Raw genomic sequence first — 20978 nt, 5'->3', positions numbered from 1 at the left:
CGTTCCGCGGGTGAACATCCGCAACGGATACGACGATCGGAAGGGGCCCGCTGGCCGGTGCGGAAGCGCAGGTCAGCGGGCCTTTCCTAATTAGTTGGCTGCCGTCGGGAAGTCCGGCGTTCGCGCCCGTCGAAGTGTCTCGCGCCCAGCGCCGGGGCCGGTAGGCCGGGAATCCCCTCGCCGGCGTCGGCGCGTCTGCGGGCGTCGTTGATGAGCCTTTCGGCGTCGGCGAGGCCCTGCCAGCCGCGTGCTTCGCCGGTCTTGCACGGCTCCAGCTCCTTGTAGATACCGAAGAAGTGGCCGATCTCGTTGAGTTGGTGCTGGGGGACATCGCCCAGGTCGCGGATGTGGTCCATGCGCGGATCATCGGTGGCCACGCAAAGGATCTTGGCGTCCGGACCCTTCTCGTCGTGCATCCAGAACACCGCCACCGGCCTCACCCGGACCGCGCAGCCGGGGAAGGTGGGCTGGCCCAGCGGGACGAGCGCGTCGAGCGGGTCCCCGTCCTCGGCGACCGTGCCCGGGATGTAGCCGTAGTCGGCGGGGTACTGGGCGGCGGTGAACAGCGTGCGGTCCAAGCGGATCCGGCCGATGGCGTGGTCCATCTCGTACTTGTTCCGCGAACCCTCCGGGATCTCGACGACCATCTCCAGTTGCATGTCAGCTCCCGGTGCGAGGCTGGATGGCGCTCCGCGACCCCGGGCCCCGAACGTGGAAACCACCAGCGCCGACGCCGGCCGCGGTGACAACACCAGGGACAACCCCACGGTAAGTCCGGGGGCCGGTGGGTGCTCACGCAGGCGGGTGGGTGAGGTAGCGGACGAGCTCCAGCGCCAGGATCCGGTCGAAGTGCACGAAGGTCTCGAACTTGGCGCCGGGCCGCACGGTGGCATCGTCGGCGAGGGCTTGCAGGATCTCGACGAGCGCGCCGATGTCGAGGTGTTCGTCCAGCGCGACGTACGCCCGTTCGACGACGTGGGCGGGCATCGGTGCCGACGGGTGGTCCGCCCATTCCGCCACGAGGCGACGCCACCGATCCAGGACGACATCCGCGCGGTCCAGGCGCGTGCGCGTGAGGGGCAGCGGTTGGTCGTAGCGCTCGCGGAGCAGCGCGAGCCGCAGGGCGAGCGGGTCGTGCCCGTCGTCGGTCAGCGCTGTCACGAAGTCGGGCGTGCCGTGGCCGAAGTCCGTGAGCACCGGCCCGATCCAGAGCCGCAGCGGGAGGTGCAGGGCGCACGACCACTGGCCGCGCGGACTGCTTTCGTGGCCGCTTTCCAGCACCGCATCGGCCGGTCCGCCGAGCAGCTGCGCGGCGTCGTCGATCGACTTGGCGCGAATGGGCGGCGGAATCCACAGCGCGTCGAGGGCGCGTTCCCAGCCGTTCGACGCGGTCCCGATTGCCGCCGCGGTCTGCACCTGGATGCCGTAGATCTCCTCCAGCACGCGCCGGATCGCGTCGGCGACGAGCAGCACGCGCAACCCGTCGGCTCCGGCTGGGCTGTGCTCGGGCAGCCGCAGGCACATCCGGAACAGGCCGCCCGGCGGCCGGCGGACGATCACTTCGGATCGGGTGCCGGAGTCAAGGATGCGAAGGTTCATCGCGTTCCCCCGTGTCGTGAGGTGACCGGGAACGGCCGCCCGCCGCCGGATGGGAACCGACTGCGTCGTCCGGTTTCGGTTGTCTGGAACGGGATATCACGCCGGGAACAGGACCACCTGCCGAATCACGCCGTGAGTGTTTTTGGGTGCCATAGCACCCAAAAACACTCACGGCTGTTCTTCCCGCCGGTCGATGACCTGGGCCGGAGTGGCCGGGGCTCCTGCGGTGCTGCGGAAACCGCGCAGCCGCAGGCTGTTGCTGACCACGAACACCGAGCTGAACGCCATCGCGGCACCGGCGATCATCGGGTTGAGCAGGCCCGCCGCGGCCAGCGGGAGGGCGGCCACGTTGTAGGCGAAGGCCCAGAACAGGTTGCCCTTGATGGTCCGCAGGGTGCGGCGGGACAGCCGGATCGCGTCGACAGCGGCCCGGAGGTCGCCGCGGACCAGGGTCAGGTCGCTGGCCTCGATGGCCACGTCGGTGCCGGTTCCCATGGCCAGGCCGAGGTCGGCCTGGGCCAGGGCGGCCGCGTCGTTGACACCGTCGCCGACCATCGCCACGACCTTGCCCTCGCCCTGCAGGCGCGTGACCACGTCGACCTTGTCCTTCGGCAGCACCTCGGCGATGACCTCGTCGATTCCGACCTGCTTGGCCACGGACTTGGCGACGGCCTCGTTGTCGCCGGTGAGCAGCACCGGGGTCAGGCCGAGCTCCCGCAGCTGCGCGATGGCCTGCGCCGAGGTGGGCTTGACCGTGTCGGCGACGACCAGCACCGCCCGCGCCTGCCCGTCCCACGCGACCGCCACCGCGGTGCCGCCTTCTGCTTCCGCATCGGCCTTCGCTGCGGCGAGCTCTGCGGTTAGCGGCTGGCTCCACTCCGCCAGCAGCTCCGAGCGGCCGACCAGCACGGCGCGTCCGTCTACGATGCCCTGCACACCCAGGCCTTCCACGTTGGTGAAGCCCTCCACCGCGGGCAGCCCGCCCACCGCCTGCTCCGCGCCGCGCGCGATGGTGCGGGCGATGGGGTGTTCGGAGGCGTTCTCCAGCGCCCCGGCGATCCGCAGGACCTCGTCGCGATCGGTGCCGGGGGTGAGGTAGATGTCGATCAGCTTCATCTGGCCGGTGGTGACGGTGCCGGTCTTGTCCAGGACGACGGTGTCGATGCGCCGGGTGGACTCCAGCACTTCCGGGCCCTTGATCAGGATGCCGAGCTGAGCGCCCCGACCCGTGCCGACCAGCAGCGCGGTCGGCGTGGCCAGGCCCAGGGCGCACGGGCAGGCGATGATCAGCACCGCGACGGCGGCGGTGAAGGCGGCCGCCACGCCGCCACCGGCGCCGAGCCAGAACGCGAGCGTGCCGATCGACAGGGCGATGACGATGGGGACGAACACCGCGGAGATCCGGTCGGCCAGCCGCTGCACGGCGGCCTTGCCGGTCTGCGCGTCCTCGACCAGCTTGGCCATCTGGGCGAGCTGGGTGTCCGAACCGACTCGGATCGCCCGCACCACCAGCCGACCGCCGGCGTTGACGGTGGCACCGACGATATTGTCGCCGGGACCGACCTCGACCGGGACGGATTCGCCGGTGAGCATGCTGGCGTCGACCGCCGAGTTGCCTTCCTCGACCACGCCGTCGGTGGCGATCTTCTCGCCCGGCCGGACGACGAACCGGTCCCCGACGGCCAGCTCGCTGGTGGGGATGCGGACCTCGCGGCCGTTGCGGAGCACCGCGACATCCTTCGCGCCGAGTTCAAGCAGCGCGCGCAGGGCGGCTCCGGCGCGGCGCTTCGAGCGGGCCTCGAAGTAGCGCCCCGCCAGGATGAAGGTGGTGACACCGGCCGCCACCTCGAAGTAGATCGAGCCATCCCCGTTCATGCGCTGGATCGTCAGCTCGAACGGGTGCGTCATGCCGGGGGTGCCAGCGGTGCCGAACAGCAGTGCGTACAGGGACCACAGGAACGCCGTGATGGTGCCCATGGAGACCAGGGTGTCCATCGTGGCCGCGCCGTGGCGCAGGTTCGTCCACGCCGCCTTGTGGAACGGCCAGGCGCCCCACGCCAGCACCGGTGCGGCCAGCGTCAGCGAGATCCACTGCCAGTAGGTGAACTGCAGGGCCGGGATCATCGCCAACGCGATCACGGGCACGGACAGCACGGTCGAGCCGGTCAGCCGCTGCCGCAGGGACCGCGTCGGGTCGCCGGGTTCTTCGACGACCGCTGCGGTCCTGGCCGCCTCCATCGCGGGCAGGCTGGCGCCGTACCCTGCGGCCTCGACCTCCGCGACGAGCCGTTGCGGGTCAAGGCCTTCCGGGACGCTGACCTTCGCCTTCTCCGTGGCGTAGTTGACCGTGGCCGCGACGCCGTCGAGCTTGTTCAGCTTGCGTTCGATGCGCGCGGCGCAGGACGCGCACGTCATACCTGAGATCGAGAGCTCGACCTCGCCGGTCGATTGCCCGTGGTTCTGCTCAGTGGCAGTCATGCCCGAATCCTCCTCGCTGCTCTGCCGGGTCCGACTCAGTGACCGGCGTGGCCGCTTCCGGTGTCGTGGCCGGTCGCCGGTGTGGCGTCGTCTACAGTGTCCACGGTGTCCACAGTGAACTCGGCGGTGCGTACGGCGCCGTTGTGCTGGAAGTCCAGGAACAGCCGGTAGTTGCCGACGGTGGGCACTTCCGCGACGAAGTCGATCTGCGGACCAGGCGCGGTGCGGCCGTCGCCGGGCGCTCCCTCGGGGTGTACGTGCAGGTAGGCGAGATCGCCGGTGCGCAGGGACACCAGGTGCCCGTAGGCGGACAGGTAGGGCTGCAGGTCGGTGACGGGAACGCCGTCCTTGGTCACCGTGAGCCGCACCGGGGACGCCTGGCCCGGAACGAGTTCGCCGTCCAGCCGCACCTGGTAGCCATCTACTTCGGACACCCGCGAGGGGGCGAAGGTGCGGGGCTCGAACGCGCCGCCCGCCGCGATGTCGGTGCCGAGGGTGGTCGAAGCGGCGCCGGCCGGGACGAAGTCGGTGAAGACCCGGTAGCTGCCGGCTTCGGGCAGGTTCAGCGGGACGGTCCAGGTGCCGTCCGCAGCCATTTCCGGGTGCAGGTGCTGGAATCCCGCGGTGTCGCGGCGCACCACGATGAGGTGCATCCGCTTGTCGTGCTCGATGTCGAAGCCGGTGACCGTGTTGCCGTCCGGGCCGAGGATTCGGAAGGAGAAGGGCTCGGTGGTGCCGGTGGCGTGCGTCGTGTCGGTGGGCGCGAGGGTGTAGCCGCCCCTGGACGACGCCAGTCCGCCCGGCAGGTCGGTCTCCGCGACGGTGCCGCTGTGGGTGTCCCCGTGTCCGGCGACCTCACCGCCGGGCATGTCGCCGTGGCCGCTCGGGGCGGACATGGCGGGGAAGGGACCGACAGCGGTACCGGCTGCCCAGGCGCCGCCAGCGACCAGGGCGAGCGCCGCACCGTAGGCGGAGAGCTTGCCTGCTGTGTTCAAGACATTTCCTCACTGTGCTGGCCAGGCCGGGAGCCCGGGCGGGTTCCCGGTCCGGTCGGGGGTGGCGGTCAGCTGGCGGCCAGCTCGTAGCCGGCCTCTTCGACGGCGGCCCGGACGTCGGCGTCGCTGATCGCCTCGGTGCTGGTCACGGTGATCGCGCCGGTGGGCAGGTCGACGGCCACGTCAGAGACGCCGCCGATCTTGCCGACCTCTTCGGTCACCGACTGCACGCAGTGCCCGCAGGTCATGCCGACAACGGTGTAGTTGGACTCGGCCATCAGATGCTCCTCGGTGTCTGTCGTACGGTCTGGTGCGGATCGGTACCCCTAGGGGGTTGCTGTATCCGCACACCGAGATTTATACCCCTGGGGGGTACTGAGGGTCAACTCTCAATCCCATCTTTTAGGGATCGTCCGTCCGCCTGGGCGGAGGCTGCGCTTTGCCGCGGCGGGATGGACATGGGGCCTGGTCGGGCGGGGAGCTGTCCGGTCCGGCAGCGCGGCCCGGCGGCGAAGGGAATGTTCATCGGTGGAACCCGCTATCATCGTTGAATGACGATGAATAGTACGGTGGAATGCCCGTCGTCGAGACCGGCGGCGGACGGGCTGGACGCGGCGGTGGCCTTGTTCCACAGCTTGTCGGACGGCACCCGGTTGGCGATCACGCGGCGGCTGGCCGAGGGTGAAGCCCGGGTGGCGGACCTGGTGGGCGAGCTGGGGTTGGCCCAGTCCACGGTGTCGGCGCATGTGGCATGCCTGCGGGACTGCGGGCTGGTGGTCGGGCGGCCCGAGGGGCGGCAGGTGTACTACTCGCTCGCGCGACCGGAGTTGCTGGAACTGCTGGCATCGGCCGAGACGCTGCTGGCCGCGACCGGTCGGGCCGTGGCCCTGTGCCCGAACTACGGCACCGACAGCGGTACCGGCCGGGTTTCAAGAGTCATCGAGGTGCGTGGTGAGTGAGGCGGAATCGCCTAAGCCGGCGGCCAGCTGCGGCGACGGCTGCTGCTCGGCGCCCGCGGAAGCGAATGACGGCCTGGGTGATGAGCGCCGGGCGGTGCTGCGTCGGCGCATCCGGTGGTTCGTCGCGGCGACGATCACCTACAACGTCATCGAGGCGATCGTGGCGATCACGGCCGGCACGGCTTCCTCGTCCACGGCGCTGATCGGTTTCGGGCTGGACTCGGCGATCGAGGTGGCCTCGGCGGCGGCGGTGGCCTGGCAGTTCAGCGGGCCGGACCCGGAAGCGCGGGAGCGGATCACGTTAAAGATCATCGGCGCGTCGTTCTTCGCGCTGGCCGCATACGTCGCGGTCGAATCGGTGCGTGCGCTGCTCGGCGGTTCGGAAGCCGGGCACTCGACGGCCGGAATCGTCCTGGCGGTACTGAGCCTGGCGATCATGCCGGTGCTGTCCTACGCTCAACGGCGCGCCGGTCGGGAGCTGGGCTCCAACAGTGCCGTGGCCGATTCCAGACAAACCTTGTTGTGCACCTACCTTTCCGGCGTGCTGCTGGTCGGCCTGCTGCTCAACGGCCTGTTCGGCTGGTACTGGGCAGACCCGGCGGTCGCGCTCGTGATCGCGGCCGTGGCGGTGAAGGAAGGGCGCGAAGCCTGGCGCGGCGAGCACTGCTGCTGACCGTGGTGCTGCCACGGGATTGCCGTTGCTGCGGGGCGGACTCGTCCCGGGGTGATTTCGCCGAGATCGTCCGCTGTGGACAATCGCGTGCTTCGGGCAGGGGAGACGCGCGTCACATTGATTCCTGTCACACCTCGCCGGGCTATCGCGTCAGAGATGTGTAAGCACAAGCAACGGCAAAGGAGCTCCCCGTGGACGCTCGCTTGAACCTCTTCGGCAACCCGGTCGCCGCCAAGTTCCTTAAGCACATCGTGTCGGCGAGCAAGGTGGCCTCGGACTCGACGCTGCCGGCCCCGACGCAAGAACTGGTGAAGATCCGCGCCAGCCAGATCAACGGCTGCGGCTTCTGCACCGACATGCACACCAAGGAAGCCGCGCACGCCGGGGAGACCTCGGTGCGCCTCAACCTGATCGCCGCCTGGCGGGAGGCCACGGTGTTCACCGAAGCCGAGCGCGCTGCTCTGGAGCTTGCGGAGCAGGGCACCCGCATCGCCGACGCGGCCGGCGGTGTCACGGACGAGGCGTGGGCGAACGCCGCCAAGCACTACGACGAGGACCAGCTCGCCGCCTTGGTGTCGCTCATCGCCCTCATCAACGCCTTCAACCGGTTGAACGTCGTCGTCCAGCAGCCCGCCGGCGACTACCAGGTCGGCCAGTTCGGATAACGCGGATTACCTGTCCGTCTCGCGCTGGCAGCACACGCCCCGGGTACCTCTCGAGCGGGCCTGGGGCGTTGCCGACGAGGCATCTCGCGGGCGGCCTGGCATGATTGCCGGTAGTCGGCGAGCGGCCTTATGCGAAGGCGGAACATGCGCGTTTGGCTGGTTACCGGCGCGTCGCGCGGGTTGGGGTCGGCGCTCGTTCAAACGTACCGCGAGTCGGGCTGCGCCGAACGGGTTGTCGCCAAGCCGTATCCCAACTCGCGAGCCCTGGAGATCGACAAGGTCACCCGGCTTCTGGTGGAGGCCTGGTAGCCTCGGCCGCCTGAATCGGTCGGGTGACTCGAAGTGCCGGGCGGCATCGGCTACCCGATCATGCCCACCGGGCACGCCGATTCCGGCGGATTTCCAGGGGGAGTGCGAGATGTCGGAGACCCAACCGGAGCCGGTGCGGCATCCGGATGTGCGCAGCTGCCCGTTCGACCCGTACGACGGGCTCAGGGAGCTGCGGGAGCACCGGCCGCTGGCCAGGATGCACTGCCCTGACGGGCGCAACGGCTGGCTGGTGACCGGCCACGCGCTGGTCCGGGAGGTGCTGGTCGACCCGCGCTTCGGCTCGCGCCTGGACCTGCAGCGGTTTCCGATGCCTGTCGACGCGAATTGGCAAGTTCCACCGGGGATGTTCAGCGTGCTCGACCCACCGGAGCACACCTGGTACCGGCGGAAGCTCGCGGGCGGGTTCGGCCCGCGCCGGATGCGGGCGCTGGAACCGCAGATCGAGCGGCTCGTCGCCGAACACCTGACGGCCATGCGGCGCGCCGGCGGCCCCGCCGACCTGGTGGCGTCCTTCGCGGTCCCGGTGTCCGGCCGGGTGATCGGCGAGCTGCTCGGCATCCGCATCGCCGACGAGGCCGGGTTCCGCAAGGCCACCGAACAGGTGCTGGCCCTCGACGACGACGAAGAACGGGTGGGCGCCGGGTGGCGGGCCGTGTGCGAGGTGCTGGCGGAGTTCGTGCGCGACAAGCGGCACCGGCCGGGCGATGACCTGCTCAGCTCGCTGACCGCCGACGATGAGCTGAGCGACGACGAGATCACCACGATGGCCGCGATGCTGGTCACCGCTGCCCAGGACACGACCACGAGCATGCTCGCGCTGGGCACCTACGCGCTGCTGAGCCATCCGGACCAGCTCGCCGCGCTGCGCGGCGATCCGTCGCTGATCGACGGCGCGGTCGAGGAATTGCTGCGCTACCTGACGATCAACCACTTCGGCGCGACCCGCGCCGCCCTGGCCGACTTCGAGTTTCACGGCGAATCCATTCGCTACGGCGACCTGATGACGCTGTCGCTACCGGCCGCCAATCGCGACCCGGCGCAATTCCCGGACCCCGATCGGCTGGATCTGACCCGCCAGGCGGGCGGTCACATGTCGTTCGGCCACGGCGTCCACCACTGCCTCGGTGCGCAACTTGCCCGAATCGAGCTGCGCATCGGCTTCTCGGGGCTGCTGCGGGAATTCTCGACGCTGAGACTTGCGGTGCCGCCAGAGCAGATCCCGATGCGCGACGACACCGTCATCTACAGCGTCCGCAGCCTCCCGGTCGACTGGGACTGATCGGCTTTCCCGGTTCGGCCGGGTGCCGCGCAGCCGGTCGGCGGCACGGTCGGTGTCCCGGTCGATCGGTGCGCTGCCGATCGCTTTTCCCAGGCCGAACCGGGGCATGTTCACGTAAACGCTCTCGTGGAAGCCGGCCGGGACGATGTGGGTCTCGTGCCAGATTCCGATGTGGTCGCCCGCGGCCTGCGTCCGCCGGTAGAAATCAGTCCACATGGGACGGTGTTGCCGGTCCGGATCCGCCGCGTAGGCATACAGCTTCTCGGGCGACTTCCAGTACTGCACCACCGTCAGCAGCCGGGGTGGGCGAGGCAGGACCAGGTGTCCGAGGAGGCCGCTGTCCGGATCCGCCCTGAGCTCCCTCATCATCCGGCGGAAGCCCGCGATCACCGGGGCCCAGCTGCGCACAGCGGTCAAGGTGTTGATCCGCGCGCCGAGCAGGAAGACCACGATGTCGCGGTCCGCGGGCGCCGTGAACCGTCCGAGCCTCGTCGGGTCGCTCATCCCCATCCTTCCGTCCCGTTCGCACAGTACCGAATCGGACCGCACCGAATCGGACCGAGTCGGACCGAGTCGGACCGCGCCGCGATGCGCGGAAATCGGCGTTGATCGCCAGGTCGCCCCCGCCATTCGTTGGCATATTCCAAATTGCCATCTAGCGTCTGGGATATTCCGTAATCTCCACCTATAAGTAGGCATATTCCGCATCCCTATTAGTAGGAATGGGGTGGTGAGCGGTGGTGGTCCCCGGTATTGATGTGAGCTAAGATCGTCCGGGTGCGAAATGGGGGAGTGCGTGATGTGGATCGGTCAGCGCCTGCGCGGTGGGTTTGACTTCGTTGCCGTGCTTGGTGTTTCGCCCTGGTGCACCGGTACGTGCGGTCGAGCGCCGCTGGCCTGCTCCGGCTGACGACATCCTCGCACCAGACCTCGGCGGAACGAGCTATCGGCTCGTTCCCGCGCTGCGCACCGACGGCATGTCAGCACGTCGTTGCGCGTCCGCGCATTCGCACGTCAGATGATTCGCCGGTCTCTTTCGACCCCTTGCCAATTCGAGCGATCGTGCCAAGTTCGCGCCACTGCGCCCGACCCGAGGAATCGACGATGGTGAACTCGCAGAATCCTGCTTCCGGAAACAAGGTCGCGCTCATCGGCATCGGCTGCCGGTTTCCCGGCGGCGCCTCAGATCACCGGACCTTCTGGCAGAACCTGGCCGACGGCAAGGACTGCATCGTGCCGACCCCGGTCGACCGGTACGACGTGGGGACGCTCGGCAGCCGGGACAAGACCAAACCGGGGCGGCTGGTCGGTGGGCGCGGCGGCTACATCGACGGGTTCGACGAGTTCGACCCGGCGTTCTTCGGGATCAGCCCGCGCGAGGCCGAGCACATGGACCCGCAGCAGCGCAAGCTGCTGGAGGTCGCGTGGGAGGCGCTGGAGGACGGCGGACAGAAGCCGGCGGCACTGGCCGGCCGCGACGTCGGTGTCTTCGTGGGTGCGTTCACACTGGACTACAAGATCCTCCAGTTCGCCGATCTCGGCTTCGAAACGCTGGCCGCGCACACCGCCACCGGCACGATGATGACGATGGCGTCCAACCGCATCTCCTACTGCCTGGACCTGCGCGGGCCGAGCGTCTCCATCGACACCGCCTGCAGTTCCTCGCTGGTGGCGGTGCACCTGGCGTGCCAGAGCCTGCGCCGTGGGGAGAGCAGCCTCGCGCTGGCCGGCGGCACGCTGCTGCACATGGCACCGCAGTACACGATCGCGGAGACGAAGGGCGGTTTCCTCTCCCCGGACGGCCGTTCCCGCACCTTCGACGCTTCGGCGAACGGTTACGTGCGGTCCGAGGGCGTCGCGGTGGTCGCGCTGAAACTCCTCGACGACGCGCTGCGCGACGGCGACCCGATCCACGCGGTGATCACCGCCAGCGGCGTCAACCAGGACGGCCGCACCAACGGCATCACGGTGCCGAACGCGGACGCGCAGGCCGGGCTGATCGCGCAGGTCTGCGCCGAGGCAGGCATCAGCCCCGGCGCGCTCCAGTACGTCGAGGCGCACGGGACTTCCACCCCGGTGGGCGATCCGATCGAGGCCAACGCGCTCGGGCAGGCGCTGTGGATCGGCCGGAAACCGGGGGAGAAGTGCTACATCGGCTCGGTCAAGACGAACATCGGGCACACCGAGTCGGCGGCCGGGATGGCCGGGCTGATCAAAACCGCGCTGTCGCTGAAGAACCGCAAGATCGCACCGCACATCAACCTCACGCGCATCAATCCCGGCATCGACCTGGCGGCCCAGCCGTACGAGATCCCGGATCGGCTGATCGACTGGCCCGAGCACGACGGCCCGGCCCGCGCCGGTGTGAACTCGTTCGGCTTCGGCGGCACGAACGCCCACGTCGTGCTGGAGGAAGCGCCCCCACGACCGGAGGCCGAGCGTCCGCCCGCGCACCGCACGCACCGCATCCTGCCGCTGACGGCGCAGGATCCGGCGGCACTCCCGGAACTGGCGGCGCGCATCGCGGCCCGGCTCGACGAGGTCGACCCGACCGACCTCGGGCACACCCTGGCGCACCGCCGCCAGCACCACGACCACCGGGTGTCCATTGTGTACTCCTCGAAGGAGGAACTTGCCCGGCGGCTGGCCGAATGCGCGCGGGGTGATGCTCATCCGAGCGTGCTTTCCGGCCAGCTGCGCGAGGAGCGGCGGCTGGTGTGGGTGTTCACCGGCATGGGGCCGCAGTGGTGGGCCATGGGACGGCAGCTGCTGGCTAGCGAGCCCGTCTTCCGGGAGGCGGTCGAACGCTGCGACCGGGAGATCAACCGCATCGCAGGCTGGTCGCTGCTCACCGAACTCACCGCCGACGAGGTGGACTCGCAGATGGCCGAGACGTGGCTGGCGCAGCCGGCGAACTTCGCCGTGCAGGTCGGGCTGGCCGCGCTGTGGCGGCACTACGGGGTGCGGCCGGACGCGATCGTCGGGCACAGCACCGGCGAAGTTGCGGCGTTCTACGAGGCCGGGGTCTACAGCCTGGCCGATGCGGTGCGGATCATCGTCCACCGCAGCCGGCTCCAGCAGAAGCTCGTCGGCACGGGCACGATGCTCGCCGTGAGCCTCACCGAGGCCGATGCGCAGCGGCGGGTGCAGCCCTTCGGGGACCGGGTGTCGGTGGCGGCGATCAACGGTCCCACCACGTGCACCCTCGCCGGGGACGAGGAGGCGCTCGCTCAGCTCGCCGACGAGCTCAGCGAGGCGCAGATCTTCGCGAAATTCCTGGCTGTCCGCGTGCCCTACCACAGCGCGCGCATGGAACTGATCAAGGACGAGCTGCTGTCCTCTTTGGATGGGCTGCGGCCGAATCCGGCGCTGGTCCCGCTCTACCTGACCGGCCAGGAGGGCATCGCGGACGGCACCGAGCTGGACGCCGGCTACTGGTGGCGCAACGTCCGCGACAGCGTCCGCTTCCGGGCGGCGGTGGACCGCCTCGCCGACGACGGGTATCGGTTGTTCCTGGAGATCGGCCCCCATCCGGTTCTGGCGCACTCGATCCGGGAATGCCTGCTGGACAAGCAGGTCGAAGGCACCACGGTGCCGTCCATCCGCCGCGGCGAAGACGAGGCCGAGCGGTTCGCAGCGTCCCTGGCGACCCTGCACAACTTCGGTGTCGACATCGCCTGGGACGTGCTCGAACCCGCGGGCCGGGCGGTTTCGCTGCCGGCCTACCCGTGGCGTCGCGACCGCTACTGGGTGGAGCCCGCGCCGGTCGCGCAGGTGCGGCTCGGCCGCGTCGACCACCCGCTGCTCGGGCGGCGCCTGCCCACCGCGAACCCCGGCTGGGAGGCGAGCCTCGACATCGAGTCGATGCCTTACCTGCGCGACCACCGCATCCAGGGCGACGTGGTGTTCCCCGCCGCCGGCTACCTGGAGATGGCGGCGCAGGCGGTGCGGGCCATGACCGGCGGCACCGCTGTCGCGTTGGCCGACATCGAACTTCGGAAGGCGTTGTTCCTGCCGGAGAACGAGGCGAGACGGGTGCAGCTGTCCTGCTCCGGCGACGCCGCGTTCACCATCGCGACGGTGAACGGCGAGGACCGCCATGCCGTGCACGCCACCGGGGCGTTGCGCGCCGTCCAGCCGAGCCCGCCGGGTGCGGCGCTGGACGCGGATGCGATCCGCGCGCGATGCCCGCGGCGCCTCGACGGCCCGGACTGCTACGCGGCGTTGGCCGGGCTCGGCTACCACTACGGCCCGGCGTTCCAGGCCATCGAGCAGGTCTGGATCGGGCCGGACGAGGCGCTCGCCCGCATCCGGCCGACCGAAGCGCTCGGCGACACCGCGGGCCACCACTTCCACCCGGCGCTGCTGGACGCGTGCTTCCAGACGTTGCTGACCCCGCTGATCGCCGAGGACGTTGCGGGAACCGGCATCCGGCTGCCGCTGTCCATCGCCGATGTGCGGACCGGGCCGATCGGTGACCAGCCGATCTGGGCGCACGCCACGATCGTGCGCCGCGACGGCGACGAACTCGTCGGCGACCTCACCGTGTACGCCGATGACGGAACAGTGCTCGGCCACATCGAGGGATTCCGCGCCGCCGACATCGAGCAGGTGCCGGCCGGCGTCTCACCGGCCACAATGGACAATTGGCTGCTCGTGCCGACCTGGGTGCCCGCCCGGGATTTGCCCGGGCGCGCCGATGCGCCCGGCGACCTGCTGATCCTCGCCGATTCGCAGGGCATCGGTGACGAACTCGCCGCGCAGGCGCGCGCCCGGGGAGGGCGCTGCCACCTGGTGCGCATGGGGGAGGAGTACCGGCGAGGCGAGCGTGAATCGACGGTCGTGCCGGGCAACGCAGCCGACCTGCGGCGCCTGCTCACCGAACTGCCCAGTTCCTTCGACGCCGTGGTGCACCTGTGGAACCTGGACCGCCCGGCCTTCGAGTCGGCCGACGGCTCCGAACGCGCGCGGCAGCACACCACAGGGACCCACTCGCTGCTCGCCCTCGCGCAAGCGCTGCTCGCCGAACAGGTCCGGGCCAGGCTGCACGTCGTCACGCGCGGTGCCCAGGCGGTGTCCGACGGTGCCGAGGTCGAGCCGCTGGGCGCGCCGGCCTGGGGCATCGGCCGGGTGCTGTGGCAGCAGGAACTCACCGCGAACCGGGGCAAGCTGATCGATCTCGACCTCGCCGCAACGGATGTGGTCGCCGACGCGGCCGCGCTCCTGCGTGAGATCGCCGCCGCCGACGAGGAGGACGCCGACGAGGAGGAGATCGCCCTTCGCGGCGACCGCAGGCACACCAGCCGCCTCGCCCGGCCCGACGACCTGCTCAACCCGCTTCCGCTGCGGCTGCGGGCCGACGGCAGCTACCTGGTCACCGGCGCGTTCGGCGCGCTCGGCCGGCTCGTGTGCCGGACGCTGGCCAAGCGCGGAGCCCGCCGCCTGATCCTGGTCGGCCGCACCGACCTGCCCGCCCGCGACCAGTGGTGCGACATCGGCCCGGACACCGCGATCGGCCAGAAGGTGGCCCTGGTCAAGGAGTTGGAGGCGCTCGGCGCGCAGCCGGTCCCGGTGTCGCTGGACGTCGCCGACGAGACCGCTTTCGGCGCCTGGCTCGCCGGCCACCGGCGCCAGGGCCTGCCGCCCATCCGCGGGGTTTTCCACCTCGCGGGCAACGTCGAAGACGTGCTGCTGCCGGAGATGGACCGGCAGACGTTCGACACCGTGCACGATCCGAAGACCGTCGGTGCCGCCGTGCTGCACCGGCAGTTGCGTGACGAACCGCTCGACCACTTCGTGCTGTTCGCCTCGATCGCCTCGGTGCTGACCACGGCGGGCCAGACGAACTACGCGGCGGGCAACGCGTTCCTCGACGCGCTGGCCCACCACCGGCGGTCGCTCGGGCTCCCGGCGCTGAGCATCGACTGGGGTCCGTGGGCGACCGGCATGATCGCCGAACTCGGCCTGGTCGAGCACTACCGCAACAGCCGGGGCATGAGCTCGCTGTCGCCGGAGGCCGGGATGGCGGTGCTCGAGCGGGTCATCGGCGAGGACCGCGCCCAGCTGCTGGTGGCCACGATCGTCGACTGGCCGACGTTCCTGTCCTGGTACCCCGCGCCGCCGCTGCTGGTCGCCGATCTCGCCGCCGAAGCGGCCTCTGAGTCCGATGTGGACGGAAATTTCCTGGAGGAGTTCCACGGCACCGCGCCGGACCGGCGCCGACAGCTGCTCGCCGGGCACTTCTGTGAGCTGGTCGCCGCCGTGCTCCGGGTTCAGCCCGCCCAGATCGACGAGACGGCGGGCCTCAACGCGCTGGGACTGGACTCGCTGCTGGCGATGGAACTCCGCGCCCGCATGCAAACCGAGTTCGGCGTGGCGCTGCCGGTGGTGGCGCTGCTGGGCAGCGCGCCGGTCGGCGAACTCGTCGACCGGCTGCACGACCAGCTGGCCGCCGCGGGCAACGACGCGGGCACCGGCGCGGAGGTCGAGGAGTTCCGCGACCAGCGGCAGTACCCGTTGACGCAGAACCAGCAGGCCCTGTGGTTCCTCAAGCAGCTCAACCCGGACGGCTTCGCCTACAACATCGGCGGCGCGGTGGAGGTGCGCACCGAACTCGACCCGGACCTGATGTTCGAGGCTTACCGGGCGATGCTGGAACGGCACCCCAGCCTGCGGGCGAACTTCGTCCTGGTCGACGGCGAACCGGTGCAGCGGATCTCCTCGGCGATCAAGCCGGACATCGAGCTGTTCGACGTCCGCGACGAGTCCTGGGACGACATCTACCAGCTGATCATCCGCGAGTACCGCAAGCCCTACGACCTCGAGAACGACCCGCTGGTGCGCTTCCGGCTGTTCCGGCGCGGCCCGGACCGCTGGGTGATCACCAAGGCCGTGCACCACATCGTCTCCGACGCGATCTCGACGTTCACCTTCATCGAAGAACTGCTCGCGGTCTATGAGGCGTTGCGGGCCGGCCGCCGCGCCGAACTGCCCCCGGCGACCGCCACCTACCTGAACTTCCTCAACTGGCAGAACCGGTTCCTGGCCAGCCAGGACGCGCAGCGGATGCTCGACTACTGGCGGCAGGCGCTGCCCGCCGAGCCGCCAGTGCTGAACCTGCCCACCGACAAGCCGCGCCCGGCCGTGCAGACCAACAACGGCGCCTCCGAGTTCTTCGTCCTCGACGAGGAGCTGACCGCGCGGGTGCACGCGCTGGCGCGCGAGCACGACGTGACCGTGTTCGTGGTCCTGCTCTCCGCCTACTACCTGCTGCTGCACAGCTACTCGGGGCAGGACGATGTGATCGTCGGCAGCCCGGTGAGCGGCCGGACGCAGGACGAGTTCGCCTCGGTGTACGGCTACTTCATCAACCCGCTGCCGTTGCACGTGAGCCTGTCCGGGGAGCCGACCGTCGGAGAACTGCTGGCCCGCACCCGCGACACCGTCCTCAACGGGCTGGACAACCAGGAGTACCCGTTCGTGCTGCTGGTCGACGAGCTGGGCGGGGCGCACGACCCGAGCCGGTCGGCGCTGTTCCAGGCCATGTTCATCCTGCTCACCCACAAGGTTGCCACCGAGAAGTACGGCTACCGGCTGGAGTACGTCGAACTGCCGGAGGAGGAAGGGCAGTTCGACATCACGCTGTCGGCCTACGAGGACGAAGCGGACCGGCGCTTCCACTGCGTCTTCAAGTACAACTCCGACCTGTTCCGCCCCGAGACGATCCAGCGGCTGGCCGCGCACTACCGCAACCTGGTCGACTCGCTGACCCGCACTCCCGCCGCCGCATCCATCACGCACGTGCGGATGCTCGACGCCGCCGAATCCGAGCAGCTGCTGGAGAAGTTCAGCGGCCGCGACCGGCAGGCGCCCGGTGATGTGCCGGTGCACCGGTTGATCAGCGAAATGGCCGCCGAGCGGCCCGATGCGATCGCCGTTTCGGTGCCATCGGAAACCGGAGAGGTACGGCGACTCAGCTACGCGGAGCTCGAACGCGAGTCCCGGGGCGTCGCGCACCGGTTGCGCGAACTCGGCGTCTCCGACGGCGCGATCGTGGCGCTGTGCATGGACAAATCACCCGAGCTGATCGTCACGCTGCTCGCGGTGCTGCGCGCCGGCGCCGCCTATCTGCCGCTGGATCCTGACTACCCGGCGGAGCGGCTCGCCGACATGGTGCGCGGCGCGGGCGTCGGCCTGGCCGTCGTCGACGACGCTCACCGGGACCGGCTGGCCGGAGTGGACGTCGTGCTGACGCCGGCAGAGCTGCGTTGCGAGGCCGGGGCGGAAGCCTCGGACGGCCCGGCCGACCTCGATTCGACCGCCTACGTCATCTACACCTCCGGCTCGACCGGCCGCCCGAAGGCCGTGCGGGTCAGCCACCGCAACCTGTCCTCGGCGTACCGGGCGTGGCAGGCGGAATACCGCCTCGACGAGGACGTCCACGTGCACCTGCAGCTGGCGAGCTTCGCTTTCGACGTGTTCACCGGCGATCTGGTGCGAGCGCTGTGCTCCGGCGCAACCCTGGTGCTGATCAACCGCGAGCTGCTGTTCAACACCGCCCGGCTGTACGAGACGATGCGCGCGGAGCGCGTCGACTGCGCCGAATTCGTGCCCGCCGTCGTGCGCGGCCTGATGGGGCACTGCGAGCGGACCGGCGAACGTCTCGACTTCATGCGCCTGCTGGTCGTCGGCTCTGATGCGTGGAAGGTCGAGGAGTACCAGCGGTTGCGCGAACTGTGCGGCCCGGCCACCCGCGTGATCAACTCCTACGGGCTCAGCGAGGCCACCATCGACAGCGCCTGCTTCGAAGGCCCGGCCGACCACCTCGCGCCGAGCCAACTGGTCCCCATCGGCCGGCCGCTGCCCAACAGCAGGCTCTACATCCTCGACCGGCACGACCAGCCGGTGCCGCCGGGCGTGCCGGGCGAGCTGTGGGTCGGCGGCGACGGCGTGGCCACCGGCTACCTCGGCGACGACGAGCAGACCGCGCAGCGGTTCGTCACCCACGCCTTCGGGCCGGAACCGGTACGGCTGTACCGCACCGGCGATCTGGCCCGCTGGGACGCCGACGGCACCGTGCACCTGCTCGGGCGCGCGGACGCGCAGATCAAGGTGCACGGCCACCGCATCGAGACCGGCGAGATCGAGGCACGGCTGGTGGCCTGGCCGGGACTCGCGCAGTCGGTCGTCACGGCACGGCCGGACGCCGACGGGAACAGCGTGCTGTGCGCCTACTACGTGCCCGCCGACGGCGCGACGCTGGACGGCCGGGCGCTGCGCAGGCACCTCGCCGAATACCTGCCGACGTTCATGATCCCGTCGCACCTCGTCGAGGTCGCCGCCTTGCCGCTCACCCCCAACGGCAAGGTCGACATCGCCGCGCTGCCCGAGCCCCGACCCGCCCAGGACGAAGCCGACGACGAACCGGTGACCCTGTTCGAGGAGCGCATGGCCGAGCACTGGAAGTCGGTGCTGGGCCTGGAGCAGGCCGGGCTTCGGGACGACTTCTTCGAGATCGGCGGCAGTTCGATCAGGCTGATCGAGCTCATCCACCACCTGCAGGCCGAGTTCAACATCAGCATCCCGGTCAGCCAGCTGTTCAAAAGCACCACGCTGCACGGCATGGCCACCACGCTGGAGCAAATCATCATCGGCCGGATCGGCGGGGCCCAGCCCTACCTGACCTTCAACAACGGCGGTGACCCGCTGTTCTGCTTCCCGCCGGCCGGCGGGCACGGGCTGGTCTACCGGCGGTTCGCCGCGCACCTGCCGGCTCGCCGCATCGTCGCGTTCAACTACCTGACCGGCGACGACAAGGTGCGCCGCTACGCGGACCTGGTCGAGGACGGCCAGCCCGACGGCAGGTGCGTCCTGCTCGGCTACTCGCTCGGCGGCAACCTCGCCTTCGAGGTGGCCGGGGAGCTGGAGCGGCGCGGCCGCGAAGTGTCCGATGTGGTCATCATGGACTCCTACCGGATCGGCGAGTCCTTCCAGCTCGGCGAGGAACACCTCGACGCGTTCGAGCACGAGCTCGCCGAACATCTTCGCAAGCACACCGGATCCGAGGTGGTCGCCGCGGAAACCCGCGAACAAGCCAGGGACTACCTGCACTACTGCAGCCGAACACCGAACACCGGGACGGTCCGGGCCGCGGTGAGCGTGATCTCCGACCACGACAAGGCCGAGTACTACGCCGCCGACGCCCCGGGCAGCTGGCACGGCAGCTCCGCCACGCGCAGCGACGTGCACCGCGGCTCCGGCAGCCACGCGGAAATGCTCGACGAGGCGCACCTCCCGGCAAACGCGGGCCTGGTGCGCGAGATCCTGGCGGGAGGTGCGGGCAATGACGCGTGACAACGGTGCGGCCGGCAAGCCGAGCGTCATCATCATCGGTGGGGGAGTCGCGGGCCTGGCGGCCGGCTGCTACGCGCAGATGAGCGGGATGGACACCCGCATCCTGGAGAAGCACGTGCTGCCAGGAGGCTGCTGCACGGCGTGGTCGCGCGAGGGCTACATCTTCGACTACTGCATCGAGTGGCTGATCGGCACCGCGCCCGGCAACGAAGCCAACCAGATCTGGCGCGAGCTCGGCGCGCTCGACGGCAAGGCGATCACCAACTTCGAGATGTTCAACCGCGTCGTGGACGACAACGATCGCGAGGTGACCTTCTACAACGACCCGGACCGGCTCCAGCGGCACCTGCTGGAGGTCTCGCCCGCCGACGCGCAGCTGATCAAGTCGTTCTGCCGGGACCTGCGGCGCTTCCTGCGGCTCGACCTCTTCCCGTTCCTGAAGCCGCCGCCGCTGAAGACCCTGCCCGAGAAGCTGGACATGCTGTGGAAGGTGCTCCCGGCGTTCTTCCTCTTCTGGCGCACCTCGGCGACGCAGATGGAGGACTTCACCGCGAAGTTCCGGGATCCGCTGCTGCGGCGGGCGTTCCCCAACGTCTTCTTCCAGGACCACGAATGCTTCCCGCTGCTGCCGTACCTGTACAACATCGCCTGCGCCTACCACGGGAACGCGGGCTTTCCGCAGGGCGGCTCGCTGGGGCTGGCACGGTCCATCGAGAACCGCTACACCGAGCTCGGCGGCGAGATCAGCTACCGCGCCCGCGTGGCGCGCGTTCTGGTCGAGGACGACCGGGCCGTCGGCGTGGAACTGAAAAACGGCGACCGGTTCTACGCCGATCACGTCATCTCGGCCTGCGACGGGAACACCACGATCTACCGCTTCCTGGACGGCAAGTACACCAGCCCGGCCATCGACAAGCTCTACACCGAGATGCTCGGCAAACCAGGCATCGTGTACCCGAGCATGGTCTCGGTGTTCGTCGGCGTCGACGGAGATCTGCCACCCGAAACCCCGCACAGCACCACCTACCTGCTGTCCGGACAGGACGCCGCAGCACTGCCGCGCGTCCTGCAGGACAGCCTCGTGGTGCAGCTGCGCTCCCGCTACTGGCCCGGGTGCGCGCCGCCGGGCAAAGCACTGTTCCACTGCACCTACTTCAGCGAATTCGGGTACTGGCGCGAGCTGCGCACCCGCAACCGCCGCGGGTACTGGGCGGAGAAGCGCAAGGCGGCCGAGTTCATGCGCGGGTTCCTGGAGAAGCGCTATCCCGGCATCGGCGGGCGCATCGAGGTCGTCGACGTGGCCACGCCGACGACCAACCACCGCTACACCGGCAACCACAACGGCAGCATCCTCGGCTGGATGGGCTTCACCGAAGCCGACGACCTGGCGACCGAGCTGGTCGAAAAGCAGCGGATGCGGCTGCCGGGGCTGGCCGGTTTCTCGATGGCGGGCCAATGGGTCGGCGGCGGCGGGCTGATCAAGGCCGCCGCCAGCGGACGATTCGTCACCCAATACCTGTGCGAGGAGCTCGGCATCCCGTTCCAGGCATGGGAAAGCACCGGTGGCCGGGCCTGGTGCCCGGACATGCTCGGCCACCTGCCCCAACTCGACGTCCGGCCCATGCAGTTGACCGAGGAGGCCTGAAC

Annotated in this window: 12 protein-coding genes and 1 pseudogene; 7 read left to right on the top strand and 6 right to left on the bottom strand. The window is 69.8% G+C overall.

Going from position 1 to position 20978, the window contains the following annotated elements:
• Nucleotides 1-86: 86 nt before the first annotated feature.
• The 5 genes from ACRXBZ_RS04705 to ACRXBZ_RS04685 all read right to left on the bottom strand — a co-directional run bounded on the left by ACRXBZ_RS04705 (nt 87) and on the right by ACRXBZ_RS04685 (nt 5350).
• Nucleotides 87-659, bottom strand: coding sequence for an inorganic diphosphatase (locus ACRXBZ_RS04705; protein WP_433877955.1), 573 nt, complete (start codon nt 657-659; stop codon nt 87-89).
• 133 nt (nt 660-792) lie between these two features.
• Nucleotides 793-1599 carry a hypothetical protein gene (locus ACRXBZ_RS04700; protein ID WP_433877954.1) on the bottom strand — a complete coding sequence of 269 codons (807 nt, stop codon included), beginning with the start codon at nt 1597-1599 and terminating at the stop codon, nt 793-795.
• Between the two features lie 168 nt (nt 1600-1767).
• Entirely contained in the window at nt 1768-4077 is a 2310-nt protein-coding gene (locus tag ACRXBZ_RS04695) for a heavy metal translocating P-type ATPase (RefSeq protein WP_433877953.1), read from the bottom strand.
• A gap of 35 nt (nt 4078-4112) precedes the next feature.
• A complete protein-coding gene (locus tag ACRXBZ_RS04690; protein ID WP_433877952.1) occupies nt 4113-5072 on the bottom strand; it encodes a DUF8832 domain-containing protein in 960 nt (319 codons plus the stop codon).
• Between the two features lie 68 nt (nt 5073-5140).
• A complete protein-coding gene (locus ACRXBZ_RS04685; RefSeq protein ID WP_168589582.1) occupies nt 5141-5350 on the bottom strand; it encodes a heavy-metal-associated domain-containing protein in 210 nt (69 codons plus the stop codon).
• 273 nt (nt 5351-5623) lie between these two features.
• On the opposite strand from ACRXBZ_RS04685, the gene ACRXBZ_RS04680 reads away from it, so the two are divergent.
• From ACRXBZ_RS04680 to ACRXBZ_RS04660, 5 genes are all read left to right on the top strand, one after another.
• Nucleotides 5624-6031 (top strand): ArsR/SmtB family transcription factor, encoded by a 408-nt coding sequence (locus ACRXBZ_RS04680; protein ID WP_433877951.1) that lies wholly within the window; start codon nt 5624-5626, stop codon nt 6029-6031.
• Nucleotides 6024-6704, top strand: a complete 681-nt coding sequence (locus ACRXBZ_RS04675) for a cation efflux transmembrane domain-containing protein (RefSeq protein ID WP_433877950.1) — start codon at nt 6024-6026, stop codon at nt 6702-6704. Before ACRXBZ_RS04680 ends, ACRXBZ_RS04675 begins: the two co-directional genes overlap by 8 nt.
• A gap of 191 nt (nt 6705-6895) precedes the next feature.
• Complete coding sequence (locus tag ACRXBZ_RS04670; protein WP_433877949.1) at nt 6896-7369, top strand: carboxymuconolactone decarboxylase family protein; 474 nt, start codon at nt 6896-6898, stop codon at nt 7367-7369.
• 144 nt (nt 7370-7513) lie between these two features.
• Complete coding sequence (locus ACRXBZ_RS04665) at nt 7514-7678, top strand: hypothetical protein (RefSeq protein ID WP_433877948.1); 165 nt, start codon at nt 7514-7516, stop codon at nt 7676-7678.
• A gap of 109 nt (nt 7679-7787) precedes the next feature.
• Entirely contained in the window at nt 7788-8978 is a 1191-nt protein-coding gene (locus tag ACRXBZ_RS04660) for a cytochrome P450 (RefSeq protein ID WP_433877947.1), read from the top strand.
• 102 nt (nt 8979-9080) lie between these two features.
• On the opposite strand, the pseudogene ACRXBZ_RS04655 reads toward ACRXBZ_RS04660, so the two are convergent.
• Nucleotides 9081-9482 (bottom strand): annotated as a pseudogene (locus tag ACRXBZ_RS04655) (DUF4188 domain-containing protein); the annotation flags it as partial.
• Between the two features lie 600 nt (nt 9483-10082).
• Here ACRXBZ_RS04655 and ACRXBZ_RS04650 point away from each other — a divergent pair.
• Both ACRXBZ_RS04650 and ACRXBZ_RS04645 read left to right on the top strand, forming a co-directional pair.
• Nucleotides 10083-19331: a non-ribosomal peptide synthetase/type I polyketide synthase gene (locus ACRXBZ_RS04650; protein ID WP_433877946.1), complete on the top strand. Its 9249-nt coding sequence runs from the start codon at nt 10083-10085 to the stop codon at nt 19329-19331.
• Nucleotides 19321-20976: a phytoene desaturase family protein gene (locus ACRXBZ_RS04645; RefSeq protein ID WP_433877945.1), complete on the top strand. Its 1656-nt coding sequence runs from the start codon at nt 19321-19323 to the stop codon at nt 20974-20976. Before ACRXBZ_RS04650 ends, ACRXBZ_RS04645 begins: the two co-directional genes overlap by 11 nt.
• Nucleotides 20977-20978 lie beyond the last annotated feature (2 nt).

The organism is Saccharopolyspora hattusasensis, assembly GCF_050972075.1.
Lineage (GTDB): Bacteria > Actinomycetota > Actinomycetes > Mycobacteriales > Pseudonocardiaceae > Saccharopolyspora > Saccharopolyspora hattusasensis.
Note: the sequence above shows the minus strand (reverse complement) of the source record. Positions and strands in the feature narration are given on the sequence as shown.